Annotated in this window: 22 protein-coding genes; 2 read left to right on the top strand and 20 right to left on the bottom strand. The window is 54.1% G+C overall.

Annotation, left to right across the window (positions count from 1 at the left end; genetic code table 11):
- Positions 1–114 precede the first annotated feature (114 nt).
- The 9 genes from lonC to GX030_03340 form a co-directional block, all read right to left on the bottom strand.
- On the bottom strand, positions 115–2079 hold the full coding sequence (gene lonC / locus GX030_03380; protein ID NLV91422.1) for an ATP-dependent protease, Lon family: 1965 nt from the start codon (positions 2077–2079) through the stop codon (positions 115–117).
- A 96-nt stretch (positions 2080–2175) separates the two neighbouring features.
- Positions 2176–2622 (bottom strand): 50S ribosomal protein L9, encoded by a 447-nt coding sequence (locus GX030_03375; GenBank protein ID NLV91421.1) that lies wholly within the window; start codon positions 2620–2622, stop codon positions 2176–2178.
- A gap of 14 nt (positions 2623–2636) precedes the next feature.
- On the bottom strand, positions 2637–3575 hold the full coding sequence (locus GX030_03370) for a YybS family protein (protein ID NLV91420.1): 939 nt from the start codon (positions 3573–3575) through the stop codon (positions 2637–2639).
- 8 nt (positions 3576–3583) lie between these two features.
- Entirely contained in the window at positions 3584–3910 is a 327-nt protein-coding gene (locus tag GX030_03365) for a hypothetical protein (GenBank protein ID NLV91419.1), read from the bottom strand.
- A gap of 125 nt (positions 3911–4035) precedes the next feature.
- Positions 4036–4272, bottom strand: coding sequence for a 30S ribosomal protein S18 (locus GX030_03360; GenBank protein NLV91418.1), 237 nt, complete (start codon positions 4270–4272; stop codon positions 4036–4038).
- Between the two features lie 21 nt (positions 4273–4293).
- Complete coding sequence (locus GX030_03355; GenBank protein NLV91417.1) at positions 4294–4686, bottom strand: single-stranded DNA-binding protein; 393 nt, start codon at positions 4684–4686, stop codon at positions 4294–4296.
- A 51-nt stretch (positions 4687–4737) separates the two neighbouring features.
- Positions 4738–5025, bottom strand: a complete 288-nt coding sequence (locus tag GX030_03350) for a 30S ribosomal protein S6 (protein ID NLV91416.1) — start codon at positions 5023–5025, stop codon at positions 4738–4740.
- A 113-nt stretch (positions 5026–5138) separates the two neighbouring features.
- Positions 5139–6248, bottom strand: a complete 1110-nt coding sequence (gene ychF, locus GX030_03345) for a redox-regulated ATPase YchF (GenBank protein NLV91415.1) — start codon at positions 6246–6248, stop codon at positions 5139–5141.
- Positions 6241–6465, bottom strand: coding sequence for a DUF951 domain-containing protein (locus tag GX030_03340; protein ID NLV91414.1), 225 nt, complete (start codon positions 6463–6465; stop codon positions 6241–6243). Before GX030_03340 ends, ychF begins: the two co-directional genes overlap by 8 nt.
- A 149-nt stretch (positions 6466–6614) precedes the next feature.
- On the opposite strand from GX030_03340, the gene GX030_03335 reads away from it, so the two are divergent.
- Entirely contained in the window at positions 6615–7499 is an 885-nt protein-coding gene (locus GX030_03335) for a foldase (protein NLV91413.1), read from the top strand.
- A 176-nt stretch (positions 7500–7675) separates the two neighbouring features.
- Here GX030_03335 and GX030_03330 read toward each other — a convergent pair whose 3' ends face one another.
- From GX030_03330 to GX030_03300, 7 genes are all read right to left on the bottom strand, one after another.
- Positions 7676–9154 carry an aminomethyl-transferring glycine dehydrogenase subunit GcvPB gene (locus GX030_03330; protein ID NLV91412.1) on the bottom strand — a complete coding sequence of 493 codons (1479 nt, stop codon included), beginning with the start codon at positions 9152–9154 and terminating at the stop codon, positions 7676–7678.
- The gene (locus GX030_03325) at positions 9147–10517 is read right to left on the bottom strand and encodes an aminomethyl-transferring glycine dehydrogenase subunit GcvPA (protein NLV91411.1); all 1371 of its coding nucleotides are present in this window, start codon (positions 10515–10517) and stop codon (positions 9147–9149) included. Before GX030_03325 ends, GX030_03330 begins: the two co-directional genes overlap by 8 nt.
- Positions 10518–10545: 28 nt before the next feature.
- Positions 10546–10926: a glycine cleavage system protein GcvH gene (gene gcvH / locus GX030_03320; GenBank protein NLV91410.1), complete on the bottom strand. Its 381-nt coding sequence runs from the start codon at positions 10924–10926 to the stop codon at positions 10546–10548.
- Between the two features lie 39 nt (positions 10927–10965).
- On the bottom strand, positions 10966–12087 hold the full coding sequence (gcvT, locus tag GX030_03315) for a glycine cleavage system aminomethyltransferase GcvT (protein NLV91409.1): 1122 nt from the start codon (positions 12085–12087) through the stop codon (positions 10966–10968).
- Positions 12088–12480: 393 nt separating this feature from the next.
- Complete coding sequence (locus tag GX030_03310) at positions 12481–13839, bottom strand: hypothetical protein (GenBank protein ID NLV91408.1); 1359 nt, start codon at positions 13837–13839, stop codon at positions 12481–12483.
- 46 nt (positions 13840–13885) lie between these two features.
- Positions 13886–14440, bottom strand: coding sequence for a tetratricopeptide repeat protein (locus tag GX030_03305; protein ID NLV91407.1), 555 nt, complete (start codon positions 14438–14440; stop codon positions 13886–13888).
- 71 nt (positions 14441–14511) lie between these two features.
- Entirely contained in the window at positions 14512–15576 is a 1065-nt protein-coding gene (locus GX030_03300) for a hypothetical protein (protein NLV91406.1), read from the bottom strand.
- 154 nt (positions 15577–15730) lie between these two features.
- Between GX030_03300 and yyaC the strand changes: the two genes are divergently transcribed.
- Complete coding sequence (yyaC, locus tag GX030_03295) at positions 15731–16360, top strand: spore protease YyaC (GenBank protein NLV91405.1); 630 nt, start codon at positions 15731–15733, stop codon at positions 16358–16360.
- Positions 16361–16755: 395 nt separating this feature from the next.
- Here yyaC and GX030_03290 read toward each other — a convergent pair whose 3' ends face one another.
- The 4 genes from GX030_03290 to rsmG form a co-directional block, all read right to left on the bottom strand.
- Complete coding sequence (locus GX030_03290; GenBank protein NLV91404.1) at positions 16756–17682, bottom strand: ParB/RepB/Spo0J family partition protein; 927 nt, start codon at positions 17680–17682, stop codon at positions 16756–16758.
- The gene (locus GX030_03285) at positions 17615–18376 is read right to left on the bottom strand and encodes a ParA family protein (GenBank protein ID NLV91403.1); all 762 of its coding nucleotides are present in this window, start codon (positions 18374–18376) and stop codon (positions 17615–17617) included. Before GX030_03285 ends, GX030_03290 begins: the two co-directional genes overlap by 68 nt.
- 78 nt (positions 18377–18454) lie before the next feature.
- Positions 18455–19312: a ParB/RepB/Spo0J family partition protein gene (locus tag GX030_03280; protein NLV91402.1), complete on the bottom strand. Its 858-nt coding sequence runs from the start codon at positions 19310–19312 to the stop codon at positions 18455–18457.
- A 110-nt stretch (positions 19313–19422) separates the two neighbouring features.
- The gene (gene rsmG / locus GX030_03275; protein ID NLV91401.1) at positions 19423–20106 is read right to left on the bottom strand and encodes a 16S rRNA (guanine(527)-N(7))-methyltransferase RsmG; all 684 of its coding nucleotides are present in this window, start codon (positions 20104–20106) and stop codon (positions 19423–19425) included.
- Between the last annotated feature and the right edge of the window lie 12 nt (positions 20107–20118).

The following is a 20118-nucleotide window of genomic DNA, read 5'->3' as shown; positions in this document are numbered from 1 at the left end:
GATAGAGATCGCTGCCAACACCGGGCTAACCCTCCGGAAAGCAGCCACCAGAGAGTCCATATTAAAGGTCCACAAGGCACCCCACGAATTAGCGAGGTGCCTTTTTTCCTATCGTCATACAGCTCCCGGAATTCCCGGTGAATGGGAGTAAAGGGATGGTGCCAGGGGCCTTTGCTTTGCCTCACTGAAAATATGGGCAAAGGCTTCCTCAATCCGGTCTATAGCCACAACCTCCAGCCCTTGGATATCCGAGGGGACATCGGGGAGGTTATCGGCAGGGATCAAGACCTTACGGACATTGGCCCGCATCGCTCCGTAAAGCTTTTCTGGGATCCCACCTACGGGTCTCAGCCTACCTTGGATGGAGATCTCTCCCGTTACCGCCACATCTTGGCGAATCGGGCGTCCTTTCAGGGCACTGATCATCGCCAGGACCACCGCGGCTCCTGCCGAAGGTCCATCGATGCGGCCGCCGCCCACCACGTTGACGTGTAAATCGTAATCCGCCAAGGTCTCACCGGTGACCAAGCGGACTACGGAACTGGCGTTAAACACCGAATCCTTGGCCATGGACCCTGCAGTATCGTTGAAGCGGATGGCACCCTGCCCCGGCGCCTTAGCGGAAAAGGCCACCGCTTCCACTTCGATAATGGATCCGATAAACCCACTGACTCCAAGGCCCAGAATTCTACCCACCTCTTCTCCTTCAAAGGCCTGCAAAGAGGTGTGAAAGGACAGTCGCCCTACCCGGGCCACTTCCTCCACCATTGCCCGGGTAATCACTACGCCCTCGGCCTCTCCCTCTTGTTCATGCAAGGCCATCCCATAGGCATCGGCCAAAATTCCCGTGGCCTTACGTCCCTCCACCGTCAGCTGCGCGATCAGGTCAGCCACCCCTGGTTCTAAGGCAGCTCCCAGTCGCTGCGAGGCATTGGTGACAATGGTCTTTACATCCTCCACCGATAGGGGATGGAAAAATACTTCGGCACACCGAGAACGCAGGGCCGGGTTAATCTCGTGGGGAGCCCGGGTGGTGGCACCGATAAGGACAAAGTCCGCGGGAGCTCCTTCCTCAAAGAGCTTTTTAATATACTTGGGTAGATTGGGATCTAAGGGATCGTAATAGGCCGAATCAAAGTAGACCCGCTTGTCCTCTAAAACCTTGAGCAGCTTATTTTGCAGAATGGGATCCATTTCTCCGATCTCATCGATAAACAAAACTCCCCCATGGGCCTCGGTCACCAGTCCCAGCTTGGGTTCCGGTACACCACCCTCGGCCAGTTCTCGGGTGGCTCCCTGGTAGATAGGATCATGGACCGAACCCAGCAAAGGATTGGTAACCTCCCTCGGATCCCACCGCAAAGTGGTGCCATCAACCTCCACAAACTTCGCCTCAGGAGAAAAGGGACTGTGCTTCATCGCCTTCGCGGCCTCCAAGGCAAGGCGCGCCACCGTGGTCTTTCCTACTCCTGGAGGGCCATAAAGGATGACATGCTGAGGATAGGGAGACACGCATTTGGCAAATAGGGCCCGAATGGCCGAGTCCTGACCGACAACCTCTTCCACCGTACCGGGCCGGAGCCGCTCGGAAGCGGTCTTGGTTAACTTCCGCCGCTCCAGCCTCTCTAGTTCCGCGTACCGCTTCAAGGTATGGGGATTGTCGGGGCCCTTGCCCTCTTGCAAGACCTGCTTGCGCAGTTCCTTGACGTACTCCTCCTGCCGCTGCTGCATCTTCTCTGCCACTTTTTTCTCAATGCGTTGTTCTACCGTTTTCCTTGCTACCAACTCCGCCAAGTAGTCTTCCAGCTCGGCAATGAGATTGGATAATTCTACCCGCATGGGTATCCTCGCTAGTGTGGGGTCCTCCTTGACCAAGCGCTGCAGCCCCAGTACCCGCTCCTCTAGAATATCGGAGCGCATCAGGTGTAGGGCGTCAACTTTGCCCGCTCGCAGGATCAGCCCTTCCCGACCATACAGGTTGGTCAAGACATCGTAGAGAGCATCGACCTGTGCCGCCAGCTTGTCTGTATCCCTGACTCGACGCACGGCCCGCGGGCTTCTTGGTTTGAATCTAGACAGAAGATGGTTAAGCTTCACGCCGGAACCCCTTTCTAATTAGGGCAGGACTAGCCTGCCCAAGAAAACGAGGCGGAGTTTCTCCGCCCCAATTGTCCTTTATGACTCAGCCTCTACCTGGACCGTCAATTCCGCCACTATACCGGGAAGCAAGCGAATGGGAACCCGATAACTGCCGAGACTCTTGATGGGTTCCGCCAGCTGCACCCGGCGCTTGTCGACTTTGACACCCCTTTGCTTTAAGCCGTCGACAATATCGGTAGAGGTGATTGACCCGAAAAGTTTGCCGCCGTCGCCGGTTTTAGCCTTGAGCACCAAGGGTTTGGACTCAAGCTCCTTGGCCAGCTCTTGGGCCTCTATCTCTTCCCGCTTGGCCTTTTGACTTTGGACCCTGCGTTCCTCCTGCACCTGCCGCAGAGCTGACTTAGTAGCCTCGATGGCCAATTTGCGGGGGAAAAGGAAATTACGGGCATATCCTTCGGCCACCTTCACGACCTCGCCCTTTTTTCCTAAGCCCTTGACATCTTGCTGCAGGATGACTTCCATATCATCGCCTCCTGTCACTGATTGTCTTGCCTCTCCAACTTACGCCAGTCAAACCATGTATCCAAGACACCGAGGAAAATGAGCATCGTGGCAACGGGAGAAGTGATTGCTAAAAACAATAATAAGACCCGAATAAAGGTGGCAACCTGCCAATTGTTAAGGAACCACCAGGCAATGGCCATCCCTTGCAGCAAGTACACGTAGTTGAAGATTATCTCTAGGTTCATCGCCACTTGCAGCAACAAGGGATTGTTCTGGGTCTGAAGAATCAACAGTAAAGCCTTGGCCAGGATAAATCCCCACACCAAATAGCTGGCGAATTTCCAGTTCCCAAAGGGTTGAAACCAAGGTACTTCCTTGGAGGTAAAGCGTCGCAGTAGGGTTCTGGTGAGCCAGTAGTTGACAAAGGTAATGCCAATCCCCGTCAGCACCACCGCCGAGGGCAGGATGGTTTTCATCATCGCAATTAACTCAGCTACCGATACCCCACCGAGAATTTGACTGGTATCTACGCCCATACTCTCATACAGAGAGTAGGCATACTCAAAACTTTCCTCCATCATCTCAAAGCTGCGCTCCACCAGGTCGGCGCCAAAGAACAACATCGCTACGCCCGTTAGCAGCACTAAAGCGATTACCGCAACACCGGATCCAATTACCATCACCATCGGGGCCGATTGATTCTCCCGCAATGCCCCACCAATGGCTATCCCCACCAGCCCAATCACCAAGAGGAAGATAAAGGTGGTCACCATGGTGCCAAAGAACCCGGAGATCATCGCGGCAGTAACAGAAACTAGAATTCCGGCTCGCAACCCGTGCCGGTACACCAAAATGGCAATGGGAACGGGAACGATGAACAGCAGATAGCTGAAAAAGTATACACCCAGCAGAGCCAAGACAACGGTAATGGCCGCGAGCATAGCCCCTTCCGTTAGGGATCTCGTGTCCATCGGAGTTTTCACCGATTATCACCTCGGATTTCCTCAGAGTACCGAGCTAAGGCCGAGAAATCACCAAACCATTCTTCGATCTCGTGGGATTGTTCAATATTCGCCTTCACTTTGCTCGCAATCTTGGCGTCCAGGGTCGCAAACCCGATGCCCAACCTCTCGGCCAAAATATAGGCGGTGACCACAATCCCCGCCAAGGAGTCTAGAATCTTGTCCTCTGCACCCCGGACTAGTCCTCGCATCAGCTCACCGGTGCCACTTACTAATTCGGCCTTGAGCCACTCAACGGTTCTAATGTTCTTGGCGATACCTATCTTCTGATTCGGCAGTGGCACTGACAACCCCTCCTGGCAACAATATGTAGGTCCACGGCAGCGCTAGAGACAAAAAAGAGGAGCATATAGCCCCTCCCTTTTCCGGCTCATAGGTGCAGCCGTGTTTTGCCAAAATACTGTGTTTCTTACTCTATCGTAAAGGGCAAAAGGGCAACTTGCCGCGCCCGTTTGATAGCAGTGGTTAGCTGGCGCTGATGCCGAGCACAATTACCGGAAATTCGCCGTGGGAGAATCTTACCCCGCTCCGTCATATACCGGCGGAGACGTCCCACATCCTTGTAATCGATGGTTCCAACTCTATCAACACAGAACGCGCAAATCTTCCTCTTTCCTCTGCGGCCCCGTCTGCGATCTCTGGCCACTTAGCTCACTCCTTCGGAAGATTAAAAGGGTACTCGATCGATAATACCCAAGTCGTCCTCTAGTCCGGCAGAGCCTTGATTCTGGGAATCGCCGGCGCCCCTATCCAAGAACCGAACGTCATTGGCGACCACTTCCGTCACCCAGCGCCGGGTCCCGTCTTGAGCTTCATAGGAACGCACCTGAATTCGACCCTCTACTGCAACTAAACGACCTTTGCTTAAGTAATTGGCGCAGGTCTCTGCCTGTTTATCCCAGACGACAATGGGGATGAAATCTGCTTCACGTTCGCCGGCTTGATTGGTGAAAGGTCTATCCACCGCGAGCCGAAAATTGGCTACTGCGGTCCCGGACTGGGTATATCGCAACTCAGGATCGGCCGTTAACCGACCTATCAATATCGCCTTGTTTAGCATGAGGCTCCCCCTCCATATTCACACCTAAGTCCTATCCGGCGACGACAACTGTTATGCTACTTCTCGGACGATCAGGTAACGAATGACTTCGTCGGTGATCTTGATAATCCGCTCGAGCTCCATCGCCGTTGGACTGTCAGCGGTAAACTTGATCACAACATAGAAGCCTTCGGTGAACCCCTTGATTTCATAGGCCAGCCGCCGGTTACCCCAGGTATCGGTTTCCCGAATCTCTCCCCCACCGTTGGTGATGATGTCGGTGAAACGGGTGAGAATGGTCTCAACGGCTTCCTCTTCTAAATTGGGTTGCATAATCAGCATGATCTCGTATGGGCGCACCTTAGCTCCACCTCCTCCCTATGGGCATTGGCCCCGGACAACCCCGGAGCAGGGATTAACACATTACAGTATATCATTGCCGGACAAGGGACGCAATGGCAATCTTCCCGTTACTAGCTAACATTGAAGCGAAACAGCACCACATCACCGTCGGCGATCTCGTAGTCCTTACCTTCAGATCGGACCAAACCTTGGTCCCGGGCAGCGGCAAAGGAGCCCTGTTGGAGCAAATCCTTGTAGGATACCACTTCTGCCCGAATAAAGCCCTTTTCCATATCAGTATGAATCTTCCCCGCGGCCTGCGGCGCCTTGGTGCCCCGCTTGATGGACCAGGCCCGGGTTTCCGGTCCCTTAACGGTGTAAAAGCTCAATAAATCCAGCAATTGATAACTGGCGGTAACTAGTTTACCCAAACTTAGCTCAGAGATCCCCAATTCTGACTGAAAGGCCGCAGCTTCTTCGGGATCCATCTCCATCAGTTCCGCCTCAATGCGAGCACTGACGGTGACCACTTCGCTTCCTTGCTCCCGGGCGTAGGCTCGCAGTTCCTCCAAGGGTGCCAAGGGCTCCGTCTCATCGGCAATGAGCCAGTCTTCATCGACATTGGCTGCATACAACACCGGTTTGGCAGTGAGGAGGAACAACTGGGACAGCCACTGGGCATGTTCCTGGGAGGTGGTCCGCAGCATCCTGGCTGGCTTGCCGGAGTCCAATAGAGCCTCCAGCTCCTCTAACCAGGCCATCTCCCTCCGGTACCGTTCCTCTCCCGTCTTGAGCATCCTGGCGGTTTTCTCCTTCCGATTGGCCACCGTGGCCATATCCGCCAAAAGCAGCTCTAGCTCCACGGTCTTGGCATCCCGAACAGGGTCGACGCTGCCTTCAACATGGGTAATATTGCTGTCACTAAAGCAGCGCACCACTTGCACAATGGCATCCACTTCCCGGATATGGGCAAGAAATTGGTTTCCCAGGCCCTCCCCGGTACTGGCGCCTCGCACCAACCCGGCGATATCCACAAACTGGACCACTGCCGGGGTGAGTTTTTCCGGCTGAATCACCTCTGCAATGGCCTCTAACCTCGGATCGGGGATGGCCACCACCCCGATGTTGGGTTCAATGGTACAAAAGGGGAAGTTTTCCGCCGGTGAATGACTGCGAGTCAGGGCGTTAAACAAAGTGGATTTTCCGACATTGGGCATCCCCACGATTCCTAAACTAAACATTGCTTTCCCCCCGCTCCTCCGCTCCGGAAGAATTGGTGCTGATTATTTCCTTGAGAGCCCTTTCGAACTTACGCCGGGGGATCAGCATCACCCGCCCGCAATTCAGACAGCGCAGCCGAAAATCCATCCCCACCCGCATGATCTCCCAATCATAGCCGCCACAGGGATGGGGCTTGCGCAGGCGCACTTGATCTCCAATGTGATACTTATCTTCCATTATTAGGTCACCTCGATGGGTATGATTTCTCCCTTTGCCAATTCCAATCCTTTCCCATTGGGGAAACTGAAGTTTTGGGCAGGTCTTGGTACCCCGACCCCGAAGATCACCTATATTCACTAGAACCCAAAAAAGGAGTGGATTAGTACTTGAAGAACCAAAGACAGCTAGTCACGTTGGCACTACTGGCGGTGTTTACTTTGGCCTTTGCCGCGGTGGGCATCGCTGCGCAGCAGGAGTCGGAGTCCATTGTCGCCGTCAACGGAACCCCGATTACCACCGATGTCTTTTACTCTACGTTGGAGCGAGCCGCGGGGGATCAGGTGATCCAGCAACTGATTATCGAAACCCTCTTGCTCCAGGAAGCCGAGGCCCAGGGTGTTATGCCCACCGATGATGAAGTTGAGATGCAGCTGCTGTTAATGAAGAGTCAATTTGGCAATAATGATCAGATTTTTGCTCAGTACTTACGTCAATACGGTATCGATGAAGCTCGGCTGAGAGAGGAAATTGTCCTCACCTACGTCCTCAATCGCCTCGCGGTCCTGGGAGTTACCGTCACCGAGGAGGAGACCAGGGAATTTTTCGAGGCCAACAAAGATGAATTGGTCCGAGTGCGAGCTCGCCACATCCTGGTAGATACCGAAGAAGAGGCCCGGGAGATTTTGGCTCAACTCCAAGCCGGCGAGGACTTTGCCGCTTTGGCCCAGGAGTATTCCCAAGATGGTAGTGCCGCCAGCGGTGGTGACTTAGGCTTCTTTGGTAAGGGACAGATGGTGCAGCCCTTCGAGGACGCGGCCTTTGCCTTGGCTGAAGGGGAGATCAGTGACGTAGTTCAGTCCCAGTTTGGCTACCACCTGATTAAGCTGGAGGAGCGTCAGGAACCGGAGTTTTCCGACGTGGAAGAAAGCCTCCGCCAACAGCTAATTAAGGGCAAGGCCAAAACCCAAGAGGAGGTTATTAACGGCTTGATCGCCAAGGCCGATATCGAGGTCTTCTGGGATCGCTACTCCCACCTAGAGCAGCATCCCTAAAGTCTAGAAAAACAAATTGAACGTAAGAGCGGGGAGGTCACCCTTTGGTGGATCTCCCCGCTCTTGTTTAGTCCTTGTTGTGATCTCATCATTGTTTCCCGCAGCTTCGGGGTCTTACCGATAACTACCTTCATACAGGGAAACTCCGTCCGGATCTCGATCCCCCTTGGCAAAGCTCACCCTTGAGATTGGGGCTGCCACTGGTACCGCACATCGGGTTGGCGGGCGGCCTTGGTTTCGTCTAACCGCCGGACAAGGGTACTGTGGGGCGCCTCCAAGAGGAGATTGGGATCCTCCTGGGCCTCCCGGGCAATCTGCTTCATCACTGCGATGAAGTGATCCAAGGTCTCCTTACTCTCCGTCTCCGTGGGTTCGATCATCATCGCTTCATCGACAATCAGCGGGAAATAGACGGTGGGAGCGTGGATCCCGTAATCCAATAGTCTTTTGACCAGATCCAAGGTCCGCACCCCATGGGCAGCTTGCCGACTGCCGCTCAGTACGAACTCATGTTTGCAGAACCGGTCATAGGGAAGAGCAAAGTCCTCCTTGAGTTTGGCCAGCAGGTAGTTGGCGTTGAGCACCGCTACTTCGCTGACTCGCCGTAATCCTTCAGCTCCCTGGCTGAGAATATAGGCATAGGCTCGAATCGCCACTCCAATATTCCCATAGAAATTCTTAATCTTGCCAATGGACTTGGGCCGTTGATAGTCCAGGGCATATCCCTGCTCCCCTTTGACCACCCTAGGGACCGGTAGGTAGGGAACTAAATCCTCCCGGACACAAATGGGGCCCGCTCCTGGACCTCCCCCGCCGTGGGGCGTTGAGAAGGTCTTGTGAAGGTTGAAGTGCACGATATCAAAACCCATGTCTCCGGCGCGGCTGATCCCCAAGATGGCGTTGGCATTGGCCCCATCATAGTAAAGTAGGCCGCCGGCCTGATGGACCAGCTCGGCAATTTCCCGGGTATTCTCGTCAAAGAGCCCCAAGGTGTTGGGGTTGGTTAGCATCAGCCCAGCGGTCTGGGGTCCCACTGCCCGGCGTAGGGCCTCCAGGTCCATTCCTCCTCGATTATCGGAGGGAATCTCGACAACCTCATAGCCGCACATGGCGGCACTGGCGGGATTGGTGCCATGAGCGCTGTCGGGAATAATGATCTGGGTTCTTTGCTCCCCCTCTCCCCGATCCCGATGGTAGGCCTTAATCAAAAACAGTCCCGCCAATTCCCCGTGGGCACCGGCAGCCGGCTGCAAAGTACAGGCCGCTAACCCCGAGATCTCACAGAGCATGTCTTCCAGCTGGTAAATCAATTCCAACATGCCCTGCACCGTCTCCTCGGGCTGGTAAGGATGAAGATCGGCAAAGCCCCCCTGGGAGGCGATGTCCTCGTTCACCTTAGGGTTGTACTTCATCGTGCAGGAACCTAAGGGGTAAAAGCCCACGTCCACCGCGTGGTTTTTCCGAGACAGAAGGGTATAATGACGCACCACCTCGGGCTCAGAAACCTGGGGCAAAGGCACCGGTTCCTTCCGCAGCAGGGCAGCGGGAATCAACTCCGTGATCTCCTGTTCGGGAACGTCTAGGTCCGGGAGCCGGTAACCCCTTTTTCCTGATTGACTGAGATCAAAAATCGTGGAAGAGCTTCCATCAATCATTGGCCATCAACCCCTCCCACAAAGAAACTAAGCCATCGAGCTCAGCTCGAGTCCGCTTTTCGGTCACCGCCATCAGCAGCGTCCCTTCCAAGGAGGGAGCGATGGACTCCGGCAGGAAGGGCATCTTCCCCAGGTTCAAGCCCGGCAGATATCCTGCCTCCAGGGACTTGGCCCACAGGGTGTCCAGGTCCATTTTCGGGCGGAAAACAAATTCATTGGCAAAGGGTCCCGACCAGACCAAGTCTCCTAACCCCTTGGTGGTCAACTGATTGGCTAAGTAATGGGCCTTTTGCACACTTTGATAGGCCACATCCTTCAGTCCCTCGGGGCCCAGCAGGGCTAAGTAAATGGTAGCCGCCAGGGCGTTGAGGGCCTGGTTGGAGCAGATATTGGAGCTGGCCCTTTCCCTGCGAATATGTTGTTCTCTAGCCTGCAGGGTGAGGACGTAACCCACCCGTCCCTCCAGATCTGTAGTCTTGCCGACGATTCTGCCCGGCAATCGCCGTAAGTACTTGGCCTTGGCAGCAAAAAAGCCTAATGTCGGCCCACCATAGTGCAGGCGCCCACCCAGGGGCTGCCCCTCGCCGACGACGATGTCTACACCGACCTTTCCGGGACTGGTCAATAATCCCAACATGATTGGGTTGGCGCAAAGGATGAACAATGCGCCCACTGACTGCGCGGCCTCGGCGATGGGCAGAAGGTCCTCAACTTGACCGACGAAGTTGGGCTGTTGGACAACCACCGCCGCGGTTTCCTTGTCTACCAGGGCTGTGAGCTTTCCTAGATCGGTTCTTCCCTCCCGGCTGGGAGCTATCGTGATTTCCCACCCCTGGGCAGCAGCATAGGTCTTTGCTACTGCCAGATGATCGGGATGAACCGTATCGAGGAAAACCACCCGATCCCGCCGAGTTGTTGCCCTGGCAATCCCCACCGCCTCAACAATAGCGGTTCCGGCATCGTAAACCGAGGCATTGGCTACATCCATTCCCGTCAAGAAGCAAACAGCCGACTGATACTCATAGATCGACTGCAGTGTACCTTGGCTAACTTCCGCCTGGTAGGGGGTATAGGCAGTGTAAAAATCGGATCGGCCTACTAAGTGGGCTACCGCCGCAGGGATGTGGTGATCGTAAAGCCCAGCACCTAAGAAGGATACCAACTGCTCGGTGCTTTGGTTTCTCCCCGCCAATTGCCGGCAGTGCCGAACAAGTTCCGCCTCCGATAGGGCCTGAGGCAAAGACAGCTCCCGCTCTAGGCGCATTTCCCGGGGAATATCGGCGAAGAGTTCATCGATGGAACTCACTCCGATGGCAGCTAACATCTCCTCTTGGTCTGACTGAGTAATTGGGATGAAGCTCATACTGATCCCACCTAATTCAAAGTCGTTGTTACTCGTTAGTCAGCTCTTCATACTCTGCGGGCGATAGGAGTTTCTCAACCTCTTGGGGATTAGACATGCTCACCTTGGCAATCCACCCCGCCCCGTAACAATCCTCGTTGACCGCTTCTGGAGTATCCTCCAGCTGGGCATTGACTTCCACCACGGTACCGGACACGGGACTGAAAATGTCGGACACAGCCTTGACGGACTCAATGACGCCCAGGGGATCTCCCGCGGCCACTTCTATATCTGTCTCCGGCAATTCAACAAAGACCACATCCCCCAACTCCGATTGAGCAAAGTCCGTGATCCCGATTACCGCCACATCTCCCTCAACCCTGACCCATTCATGATCCTTGGAGTACTTTAAATCTGCAGGAACACTCATAACTGCACCCTCCATCTAGAGTGATATGTAAGATTCTAATTACCGCTTTACCCTCGGTTGGACAAAGGGCTTCTTTACTACGGTACCCGGCATTCTGGTGCGTCTAACCTCGATTTCTAACTGCTGCCCCTCCTGGGAGTATTCCGCCGGCACATAGGCCAGACAAATGGGTTGCTGTAATGTGGGTGACCAGGTTCCCGAGGTCACTTCGCCCACCAGAGTATCGCCAACATAGACGGGGTAGCCCATTCTGGGAATACCCGCCCGGCGTCCCTCCACCTGGGGAGGTATGGTAATGGCCACTAACTTACGGGTCACTCCCGATTCTTTGATGGCGGCAATGGCATCTCGACCGATAAAATCCTTGTCCAGTTTGACGATCCAGCCCAGTCCCGCCTCTAAGGGATTGGTGCGTTCACTGATATCGTTCCCGTATAGGCAGTAACCCATTTCCAGCCGCAGGGTATCTCTGGCCCCCAGCCCAACGGGGATCAGATCCTCCTTGCCAAAGGCCATAATCCGTTTCCACAACATCGTGGCAACGGCCGGCGGTAGGTAAATTTCAAACCCATCCTCTCCGGTGTACCCGGTACGGGAAATCATAATCTGCTTCCCTTGGTAACTACTCATCATAAAGGTGTAGTAGCGTAACTCCGCGATCTCGGGACCAAGGGTTTTGACCAGTATCTCCTCTGAGGCAGGCCCCTGCACCGCGATCAGGGCCGTCTCATTGGAAACATCGTCGATGACAACACCCCGCTCCGGCCGATGCCGACGCAACCACCGCAGATCCTTATCCTTGTTGGCAGCGTTGACCACCAGTTCATATCCCCAAGGATGGCGATAGATCAAGATGTCATCAACTATTCCTCCCTCCTCATTGCACAAGAGGGAGTACTGGATCTGCCCCACTTCCAGACGCTCGAGATCATTGGTAGTGCATCCCTGGAGAAAGTCATGGGCCTTGGAACCGGAAATGCGGATCTCACCCATATGGGACAGATCAAAGATCCCGGCCTTCTCCCGCACAGTTTTGTGTTCCTCTAAAACACCGGAGTATTGTACCGGCATCAACCAACCGGCATATTCCACAATCCTAGCGCCCAGTCCCCGATGGGCTTCATACAAAGGAGTTTTTTGAGCGCCATTTCCAACTGCCATTTCAGTCGCCTCCAGTCGGACAAGATCAGACAGAAACAATGGATTCTACTTTTCTCGGATACGCCCAGTATCCGTTGTAGGAGAGGAATCCGCACAGTTCACTGGACCCAGCGTATACTAAAGCAGATCTGACAACGGAAGGATTGACACAGCCTATGGGACTTATCAGCTGGATACTAAACCCCATACTACGCCGAGCCGGAAAGACCGTATTAATAGTGATCAAACGCAATCGCGCATAGCGGTGGATGCCAAGGGGTACTGTATCCCTTAACTTTCATGCAGTAACAAGGCAGTTTGTACCACTATGTGTGAAACTCCACCGTCGGTGACATCGTCGCCGACGGTTTTTTCTTGGTACTGGGGTTCTCCTCCTTTGCAGGTTTTCCTGCTCTATGGGGCTACCCGCAAAACCCTATGCCGGGGAGGATACACCGTCTCTTCGACCTTAGTACTTGCCAACACCCTCTGACCGGTCTCATCCATCACCACCCGATATACCTCCACCCGGTATCCTGGTCTACCGGCGTCAACCTCTTTCCAGGCTCCGGGGGGTAAGGTGGGATCCTCTACTGTCCTGGTTTCTGGCTCAATCAAGCCGACTAATCTGCTCTGTAATTGCACGCGGTGGTTATCGGTGGGAGTTCCATAGAAGGCTATTTCCAATTGGTTATCGGTGACGTTGGTGTCAATGAGAAGGTGATGGGAACGGGTGTTGGTGAATTGAAAGTCGATGTAATCGTAGGCGACAGTGGCATCCTGTCCCAGGGGTACGTAGGTCACCGGAAGGGAATGGGCCACCCGATTAGTGACCGCTAAGTCTGCGAGAAGAACTACGTTATATAGGGTGGTGGAGACCTGACAGACCCCTCCCCCTATTCCCGGTAACAGCTCACCGTCGATAATCACCGGAGCCGGTCGATATCCATATCGGGCTGAGCGGGGACCGGTGGTCCTGTTAAAGGAGAAGGTCTCCCCGGGAGCAACCAATACATTCTGTAGGGCCTGGGCGGCCAGAAGGATATTGTGGCTGCGATCGACATCATCGGGATCAAACTCAGTCACATAGCTAGCTACCTTGGCAGTGATTCCCATGGATTCAGCTTGGGCGGTAGTAAGGGCAGGAGGCACATCGATCAGGGCTACCTCCACCACCCGATGGGACAACGAGCGGCAGGCAGCCAGAAAATCCGCCTCCAATTGTTGGTAATCAACGACCACTCCCGATTGGGAGGGCACGATTGAGACCCGATCCTCAGAAATGACAAACTGAGCATCCACCGGGTCCGTCTCAATGGCCGCGACAATAGGCTGAAGACTCTCCGCGAGTTTGGCGTAGTTTACCGTTAGAATCAGAGGAATTTCCAAACCGTAATTTCTAATCTTGTGGCGCATCCGCCACCGAGTCACGAAGGAACCGGTGTTACCGGCCTCCACCGCCCGGCGTAATACCGCGGCGGTATCCACCAGGACTCCGCAGTCTCGGGGAATTACGCTCCAGCTCTGGGTACCGGCGATAACTTCGACGGGCCGGGCGGCGAAGTCACTAAAATACCCACTGAGATAAGCCGCCGCGGTTTGCTCCGTGAGACCTCCCAGCTGCCAGCCGTGGATTTGCACCCCGGGAAGGATGGTGGTCTGGCTCGCTCCAACTAGGTAAGCGTTGACGGTGACGGGAAGGGCTAGCACCGTAAGGATAACAAATAACCAAAGGTTGAATTTAACCAGATATCCTTTGATCATTGAAACCATACAACCGGCCCTCCTTTGCATATTCCCTATGGGGCAAGACTGGTGATCAGCCTCCTATGGATCGAGAGATCAGATAGAAAATGAGTACCCCCAGACCCACCATGATCGCCCAGGCAATATTCCGCTGCTTCTTTGGGACCTTTTGCAAGTCGCTCTTGGCGTAATTGCGCTGCAGGCGAGCTGCCTTTTTCAGGTTGTTGATGGACTCTCCGATATCCCCCTTCTCCCTTAAAGCCACCCCGAGATTATGGTAAGCGGTGGGAAAGTCAGGGTCGGCCTTGATGGCCCTCTTGTAAAACTCAATGGCCTGGTCCAGGTTCCCGGCCTCCTTAGCGAGATTGCCCAAATTGCTGTAGGCCGGTGCGTTTTTGTCATCGAGACGAATAGCCATCTCCCAGCACTCTTTGGCCGCTGCCTTATCCCCCATGCGGATCTTGGCCACTCCCAACTTACTCCAGGCCTTCGCGTTGTTGGGATCTTGCTCCAATATTTCCTGAAACAGCTTCTCCGCATCGCCGAGGTTGTTTTTATCCAACTGAATTTCAGCTTCCAGCAGCCTTTGCTGAAGGTCAGGTTGTTGTCCCTGTCGATGTTCATTCATACTGCAGGATCCTCCAAACTCGTATTTTGCCTAGTTATTGTATTAGTTTCGTTATCAGCTCCAGCATACCTCTATCTAGGCTGGCTAGGGATAGCTAGTTTTAATAACCAGTACCCAAAGAAAACTAAAGCTATATACCCTATCGCCGAGTAAGCGGTACCAACGATTACCACAAATTCAAAGTAGGACAAAGGTAGGGACAAAGCGACTATGGCCGCTGTTAACCAGGAATGCCGCCAAGGGACTTCCTCGGCGAGACGACGAGCCATGCCGTATACATTTACTACCGCAGTGGTTAACATCGCCGCGAGCATCGACAAGATACTTGCCCATCCCAACCAAGGATGTGTCTGCTGGGCTACCACTAAGGTAGGCACTGGGTAGCGGTGGATGTCTGGACCGGCAATCCACAGGGCCAGGGAAACGCAGACCAACAGGAGCGCGATAATTCCCGAACCCAGCCAAGCGCCAAGAACTCCACTTCGCGGAGACACAGAACCACTAATACTGCTTAGGCCGGACATTGCCAGAAAGATGTTATAGGCAGGATGAATCAAGGCAGCCATCCACCAGTGGGTGACATAGGGATTGACGGCTGCTTTCCAGGTGGGCACATGGCTGTACTTCAGCGCTTGACCTAAAGCCTTGCCCCCCAGCCCGCACAAGGTGACGATGAGTACCGGCACAAGAATGACGTTGAATCGGACGACACTGGTGGACGGCCCGGAAGCCACCAATACCACTATCAATGCCGCCAACACCGTGCCTAACATCCGATTAAAACCAGAATGCTGCTCTAAAACGGTACCGGCCCCGGTCAACATCAAGGCAGTACTGATGACAAGAAAACAAAGGAGCATTCCATCAACGGCACGAGCCATCCACCCTGAGGTGGTTCTCATCAGGAGCTCTAGATGAGATCGCACCCGGAGCTCAGCGGCCGTTACCACCACCAGATGGGTGAGTACGCCAAAGAGAAGGCTCGCCAGGAACAATCCCCAGAGTCCCTGCTTACCAAAGGCGACAAAGAACTGCAGAATTTCCTGCCCGGAGGCGAATCCGGCCCCAATCACCGTCCCTACTATAGTAAACCCCACCTGTATAGCGTTCATCCAGTGGTTCACTGGCTTGTGCAAGAGCCACCCCGCCTTTCACCGCATTGTCAGCAAATCCGGCATCCTTTCTTTTCCCGCTATACATGTATAGTTTCAATCGGGACATCATATACTTGTAGCAGCCGTTGTTTGTTATTTCGTTCCAGGATTTTACAGGGAGGAGGAAACCCTATTCATGCAGCTACCTCGAGACATTGTGCGCTCCGACATAACACCAGACACCTATTCCCGAGTTCATGTTGACAACCCCAACGCAGCGCATTACTTAGCCCAGGGACTGTTACATTACATCGAAGGTCGTGGCTTTGCCGCCTCCCATCGACCCTTGGTAGTGGTTTGCGTCGGAACGGATCGGTCTACGGGAGATGCCCTCGGTCCCTTAGTGGGAACGCACCTTGAGGAACTTAATTTGGCTAATATGCATGTGTATGGCACCTTGGAGGATCCTGTCCATGCTACTAACTTGGAAGCTAGATCCAGGGCTATTTACCAGAAACACAAGGGTTCCCTAATCCTTGCCGTCGATGGCTGCCTAGGGAAAAATGAAAGTGTAGGTTTCCTTAGTCTGAAGGGGGGACCTCTCCTACCGGGAACGGGAGTTAACAAGGATCTGCCTGCCATCGGCGAACTGCATTTGATCGGAGTCGTTAATGTCGGTGGATTTATGGAATACTTCGTATTGCAAAACACCCGTTTGTCCTTAGTACTGAGAATGTCTCGAGTGATCGCCAGGGCCCTAGCCCTGACCGCTGAAGCCTTACCAAACCTATCCCCTACTAGAGGCAGAACCAATCTGTTTGCATAGAGGGCTTGACCGTGATGAATGTTCCACGTGGAACAGTGACCTTCGGTGAGGGTTGCCCTTTCCCTTCACTCCGGTGTTCCACGTGGAACACCCGTCTTCACCTCTCTTCTCTCCTCCCTCATGACTGCGAAAAATCTAGCCCTTCGCCGCCGGTCTTCTATAGAAATCGGCAATTTCCCATACAAAGTCACAAAAACCTACAAACAATTATAGCCTCTTCTCATTGTTCCAAGTAAATTTCCAACCCCTTGCGAGACTGGCTGTAACCCTCTTCTCTGGAAAACCCCTTGGTTCCACGTGGAACTTTCCGTGGAACACTGCTCCCACCGGGGATGCAAAAAAATAACCGGACTCAACGTCCGGTCGCCTTTGCAGTATTCTTCTCTGTCATCCCGTTACCCCAAAAGGTCAAGAATCCGATCTAAATCCTCTACTGAATAAAACTCGACTTCGATTTTTCCCTGGCTATATTTTTCATCCTTGGCCTTAATGGTAACCTTGGTGCCCAGGGCCTCCTGCAGTCTTTCCGCCACCGCCCTCAACTCCGGCGGCGGTGAAGAGGCTACACTTCTAGTGCGATTTCGCCGGGATTTCTTGGTCTCCCCGCTAACCAGTTCCTCCAGCTGGCGGACCGACAATCCCTCGGCCAGTACCCGCATGGCATACTCCCGTTGTCCTGTATCCGACAGTGAGGCCAGCACCTTGGCATGTCCAGCGCTTAACTTACCATCAGCCACCAGTTGTCTTACATCAGGGACCAGGGACAAGAGCCGCAAGCTGTTGGCAATGGTGGCCCTACCCTTGCCCACCGCCCGTGCCACCTCTTCCTGGGTAAGGGAGAACTCCTCGATGAGCCTCCGAAAGGCCTCTGCCTCTTCGATGGGATTAAGGTCCTCCCGCTGCAGGTTCTCAATCAAAGCCACTTCCATTACTTCCTTGTCGGTGTAATCACCGACGATGACAGGAACCTTCTCCAATCCCACCATCCGGGCTGCCCTCCATCGTCGCTCCCCGGCAACGATTTCAAACCCTCCGTCAACCTCCCGGACCACCAAGGGCTGGAGCATGCCTCTGGCTTTGATGGATTCTCCCAACTCCTGTAACTTCTCCTCATCGAAGTGCCTGCGAGGCTGGGAACGATTGGGTACCACCAAGTCGATATCTACTTCCTGCAGCCCAGAAGTGCCGGGGTCACTATCCTCCACCTCCAACCGCTGCGGAATCAGGGCTTCTAAACCCTTTCCCAGTGCTTGTCTAGCCACGCTCCACCACCTCCCTGGCCAACCGGCGATACGCCTCGGCACCCTTGGAACTGGGATCATATTGAATAATACTTTCACCGAAACTAGGAGCTTCACTTAGGCGCACGTTGCGGGGAATCACCACATTGAAGACGATAGAGCCAAAGTGTTTTCTCACTTCCTCCACAACCTGCTCCGACAGATTGGTCCTGGCATCATACATCGTCATCAGCACACCCTTGATATCCAGCGTGTCGTTTAGATGGGTCCGAACCAAGCTAATGGTTCCCATCAACTGACTAACTCCCTCCAGGGCGTAATATTCGCACTGGATGGGGATCAAAGCAAAGTCTGCTGCCGTTAAAGCGTTGAGAGTTAGCAAGCCCAGTGAAGGGGGTGCATCAATCAGTACGTAATCGTATTGATCGCGGATTTTATCTATGGCATTCTTCAAGCGGTATTCCCGGGACATCATTGAGACCAGCTCCACTTCAGCGCCGGCCAAATCGATCCGAGCCGGAGCAACATGGAGATTCTCAAGTTCCGTTGCCTGCACCACTTCCCTCAGGGTCGCATCACCGACAATCACATCATAGATGCAGGATTTCACTTCCTGTTTATTAACACCGATACCGCTGGTAGCGTTTCCCTGAGGGTCCACATCCACCAAGAGTACACTCTTACCCAACTCAGCGAGACATGCTCCCAAGTTGACAGCCGTGGTACTCTTGCCGACTCCACCCTTTTGATTCACAATGGCTATTACCTGTCCCAAACCTTTTCTCCCCTTACTGGAATGACACGCAGATAACTCGAGGTCGAGTCTGCCTGTTGGCAATCTTTTCTCCTACTTCTACGGTTCCGTGCGGATGCGGATGACCATTTCCAAGGTGTCGTCAACTACCTGTTCCTTGAAGTCGATGACACTGCCACCCTCCCGCATATCGGCCACCAGCCGCCGAACACTATTGCGCAACAACCGCACATCGGGATGGAATCGCCTTACCTTCTGGGTAGGCTTGTCCTCCTCTAACATCTTACGAACTAGATCTTCTGTTTGTCGTACATTTAATCCATCGCCGACGATCTTCTCCAAGGCCTTGAGCTGATCCGCCTCTGACTTCAGGGATAGCAACGCCCGAGCTTGACGCTCTCCCAACATTTCCTGGGACACGATGTGGCGAACGGATTCCGGCAGCTTCAGCAATCGCAACTTGTTGGCGATGCTGGACTGACTACTCCCCAATCGCTGGGCCAACTGTTCCTGAGTCATTCCAAATTCATCGAGCAAACGACGGTAGCCCTCCGCCACTTCTATGCAGTTCAAGTCCTCCCGCTGCAGGTTCTCGATTAAAGCCAATTCCGCCGAGTTCTTATCGTCCAGTTCCTTCACGATCACCGGAATCTTGTCCCAGCCCAACATGCGGCAGGCCCGCAGGCGGCGCTCTCCCACCACCAGCTCGTAGCGTTCTTCACCGATGGGCCTCACCACCATGGGATGCAAAATCCCGTGTTCCTTAATCGATGCAGCCAATTCACCCAAACTTGCTTCGTCAAAGAAACTCCTGGGCTGAAAGCGGTTGATCTCCACGGAATCAATGGGAATGGAGATAACCTGTTCGCTCCATTGCTCCTCCTTGACTTCTGGCTCCGGTGCGGCGACCTTCTCTTGATTGGCAGCTCTACTTCTTAGCAAATCCCCCAGCCGCATGGAACTCACCTCCGTTTCTCGCACATTGTCAACTTCTCCTCTTACCCCACAACTCCTCCCGGTACAGACAAGGACCGACCAAAGGTCGGTCCCTGATAGTTATCATCGAGCTACTTTCCCAGGGGTTTTCTCGCCGGTATTCCGGCCCTGCGGGGATATTTCCCTGGGGTAGGAGTAACTTTCTGGAAGATCACTAAGGTACGGCTTCCCATCTCCTGGGGCAAATCATACTCCTTCAGGGCAGCCAGCTTTCCTCCCAGCTCCTTTGCCGCCACCTCTGCATCCTCTAGTTCTTCCCTTACCTGGGGGCCCTTGTAGGCCACAAACCAACCTCCCAGACGGCAGAGGGGAAGGCAGTATTCCAACAGCACCGACAGCTGGGCCACCGCCCTGGCCACCACCAGGTGATAGCCCTCCCGGTGCATCGTGTCTCTTCCCATCTCCTCAGCCCGTCGATGCCACAGATCCACTCCCGTTAATCCAAGCTCGTCGACCACCACCTGCAAAAAGCCCACCCGCTTTGCCAGGGAATCCACCAAAGCCATGGGCATGGTTGGCCTGGCAATTTTCAGCGGGATCCCGGGGAACCCAGCTCCGGTACCCACATCGACGGCTGGGCCGGAGAAAAACTCCTCCCCCAGCTTAGTCAAAACCAAGGAGTCCAGCATATGCTTGACCGCGGCTTCCTGGGGTTCCACAATGGTTGTCAAGTTCATCCTGGCATTCCATTCCACAAGCAACCGGTAGTACCCCGCCAGTAATTCCCGCTGCTCTTCGCTAATGGCCAGACCCATTAGCTCCTGATT

This window comes from Bacillota bacterium (genome assembly GCA_012727955.1).
Lineage (GTDB): Bacteria > Bacillota > Limnochordia > DTU087 > JAAYGB01 > JAAYGB01.
Note: the sequence above shows the minus strand (reverse complement) of the source record. Positions and strands in the feature narration are given on the sequence as shown.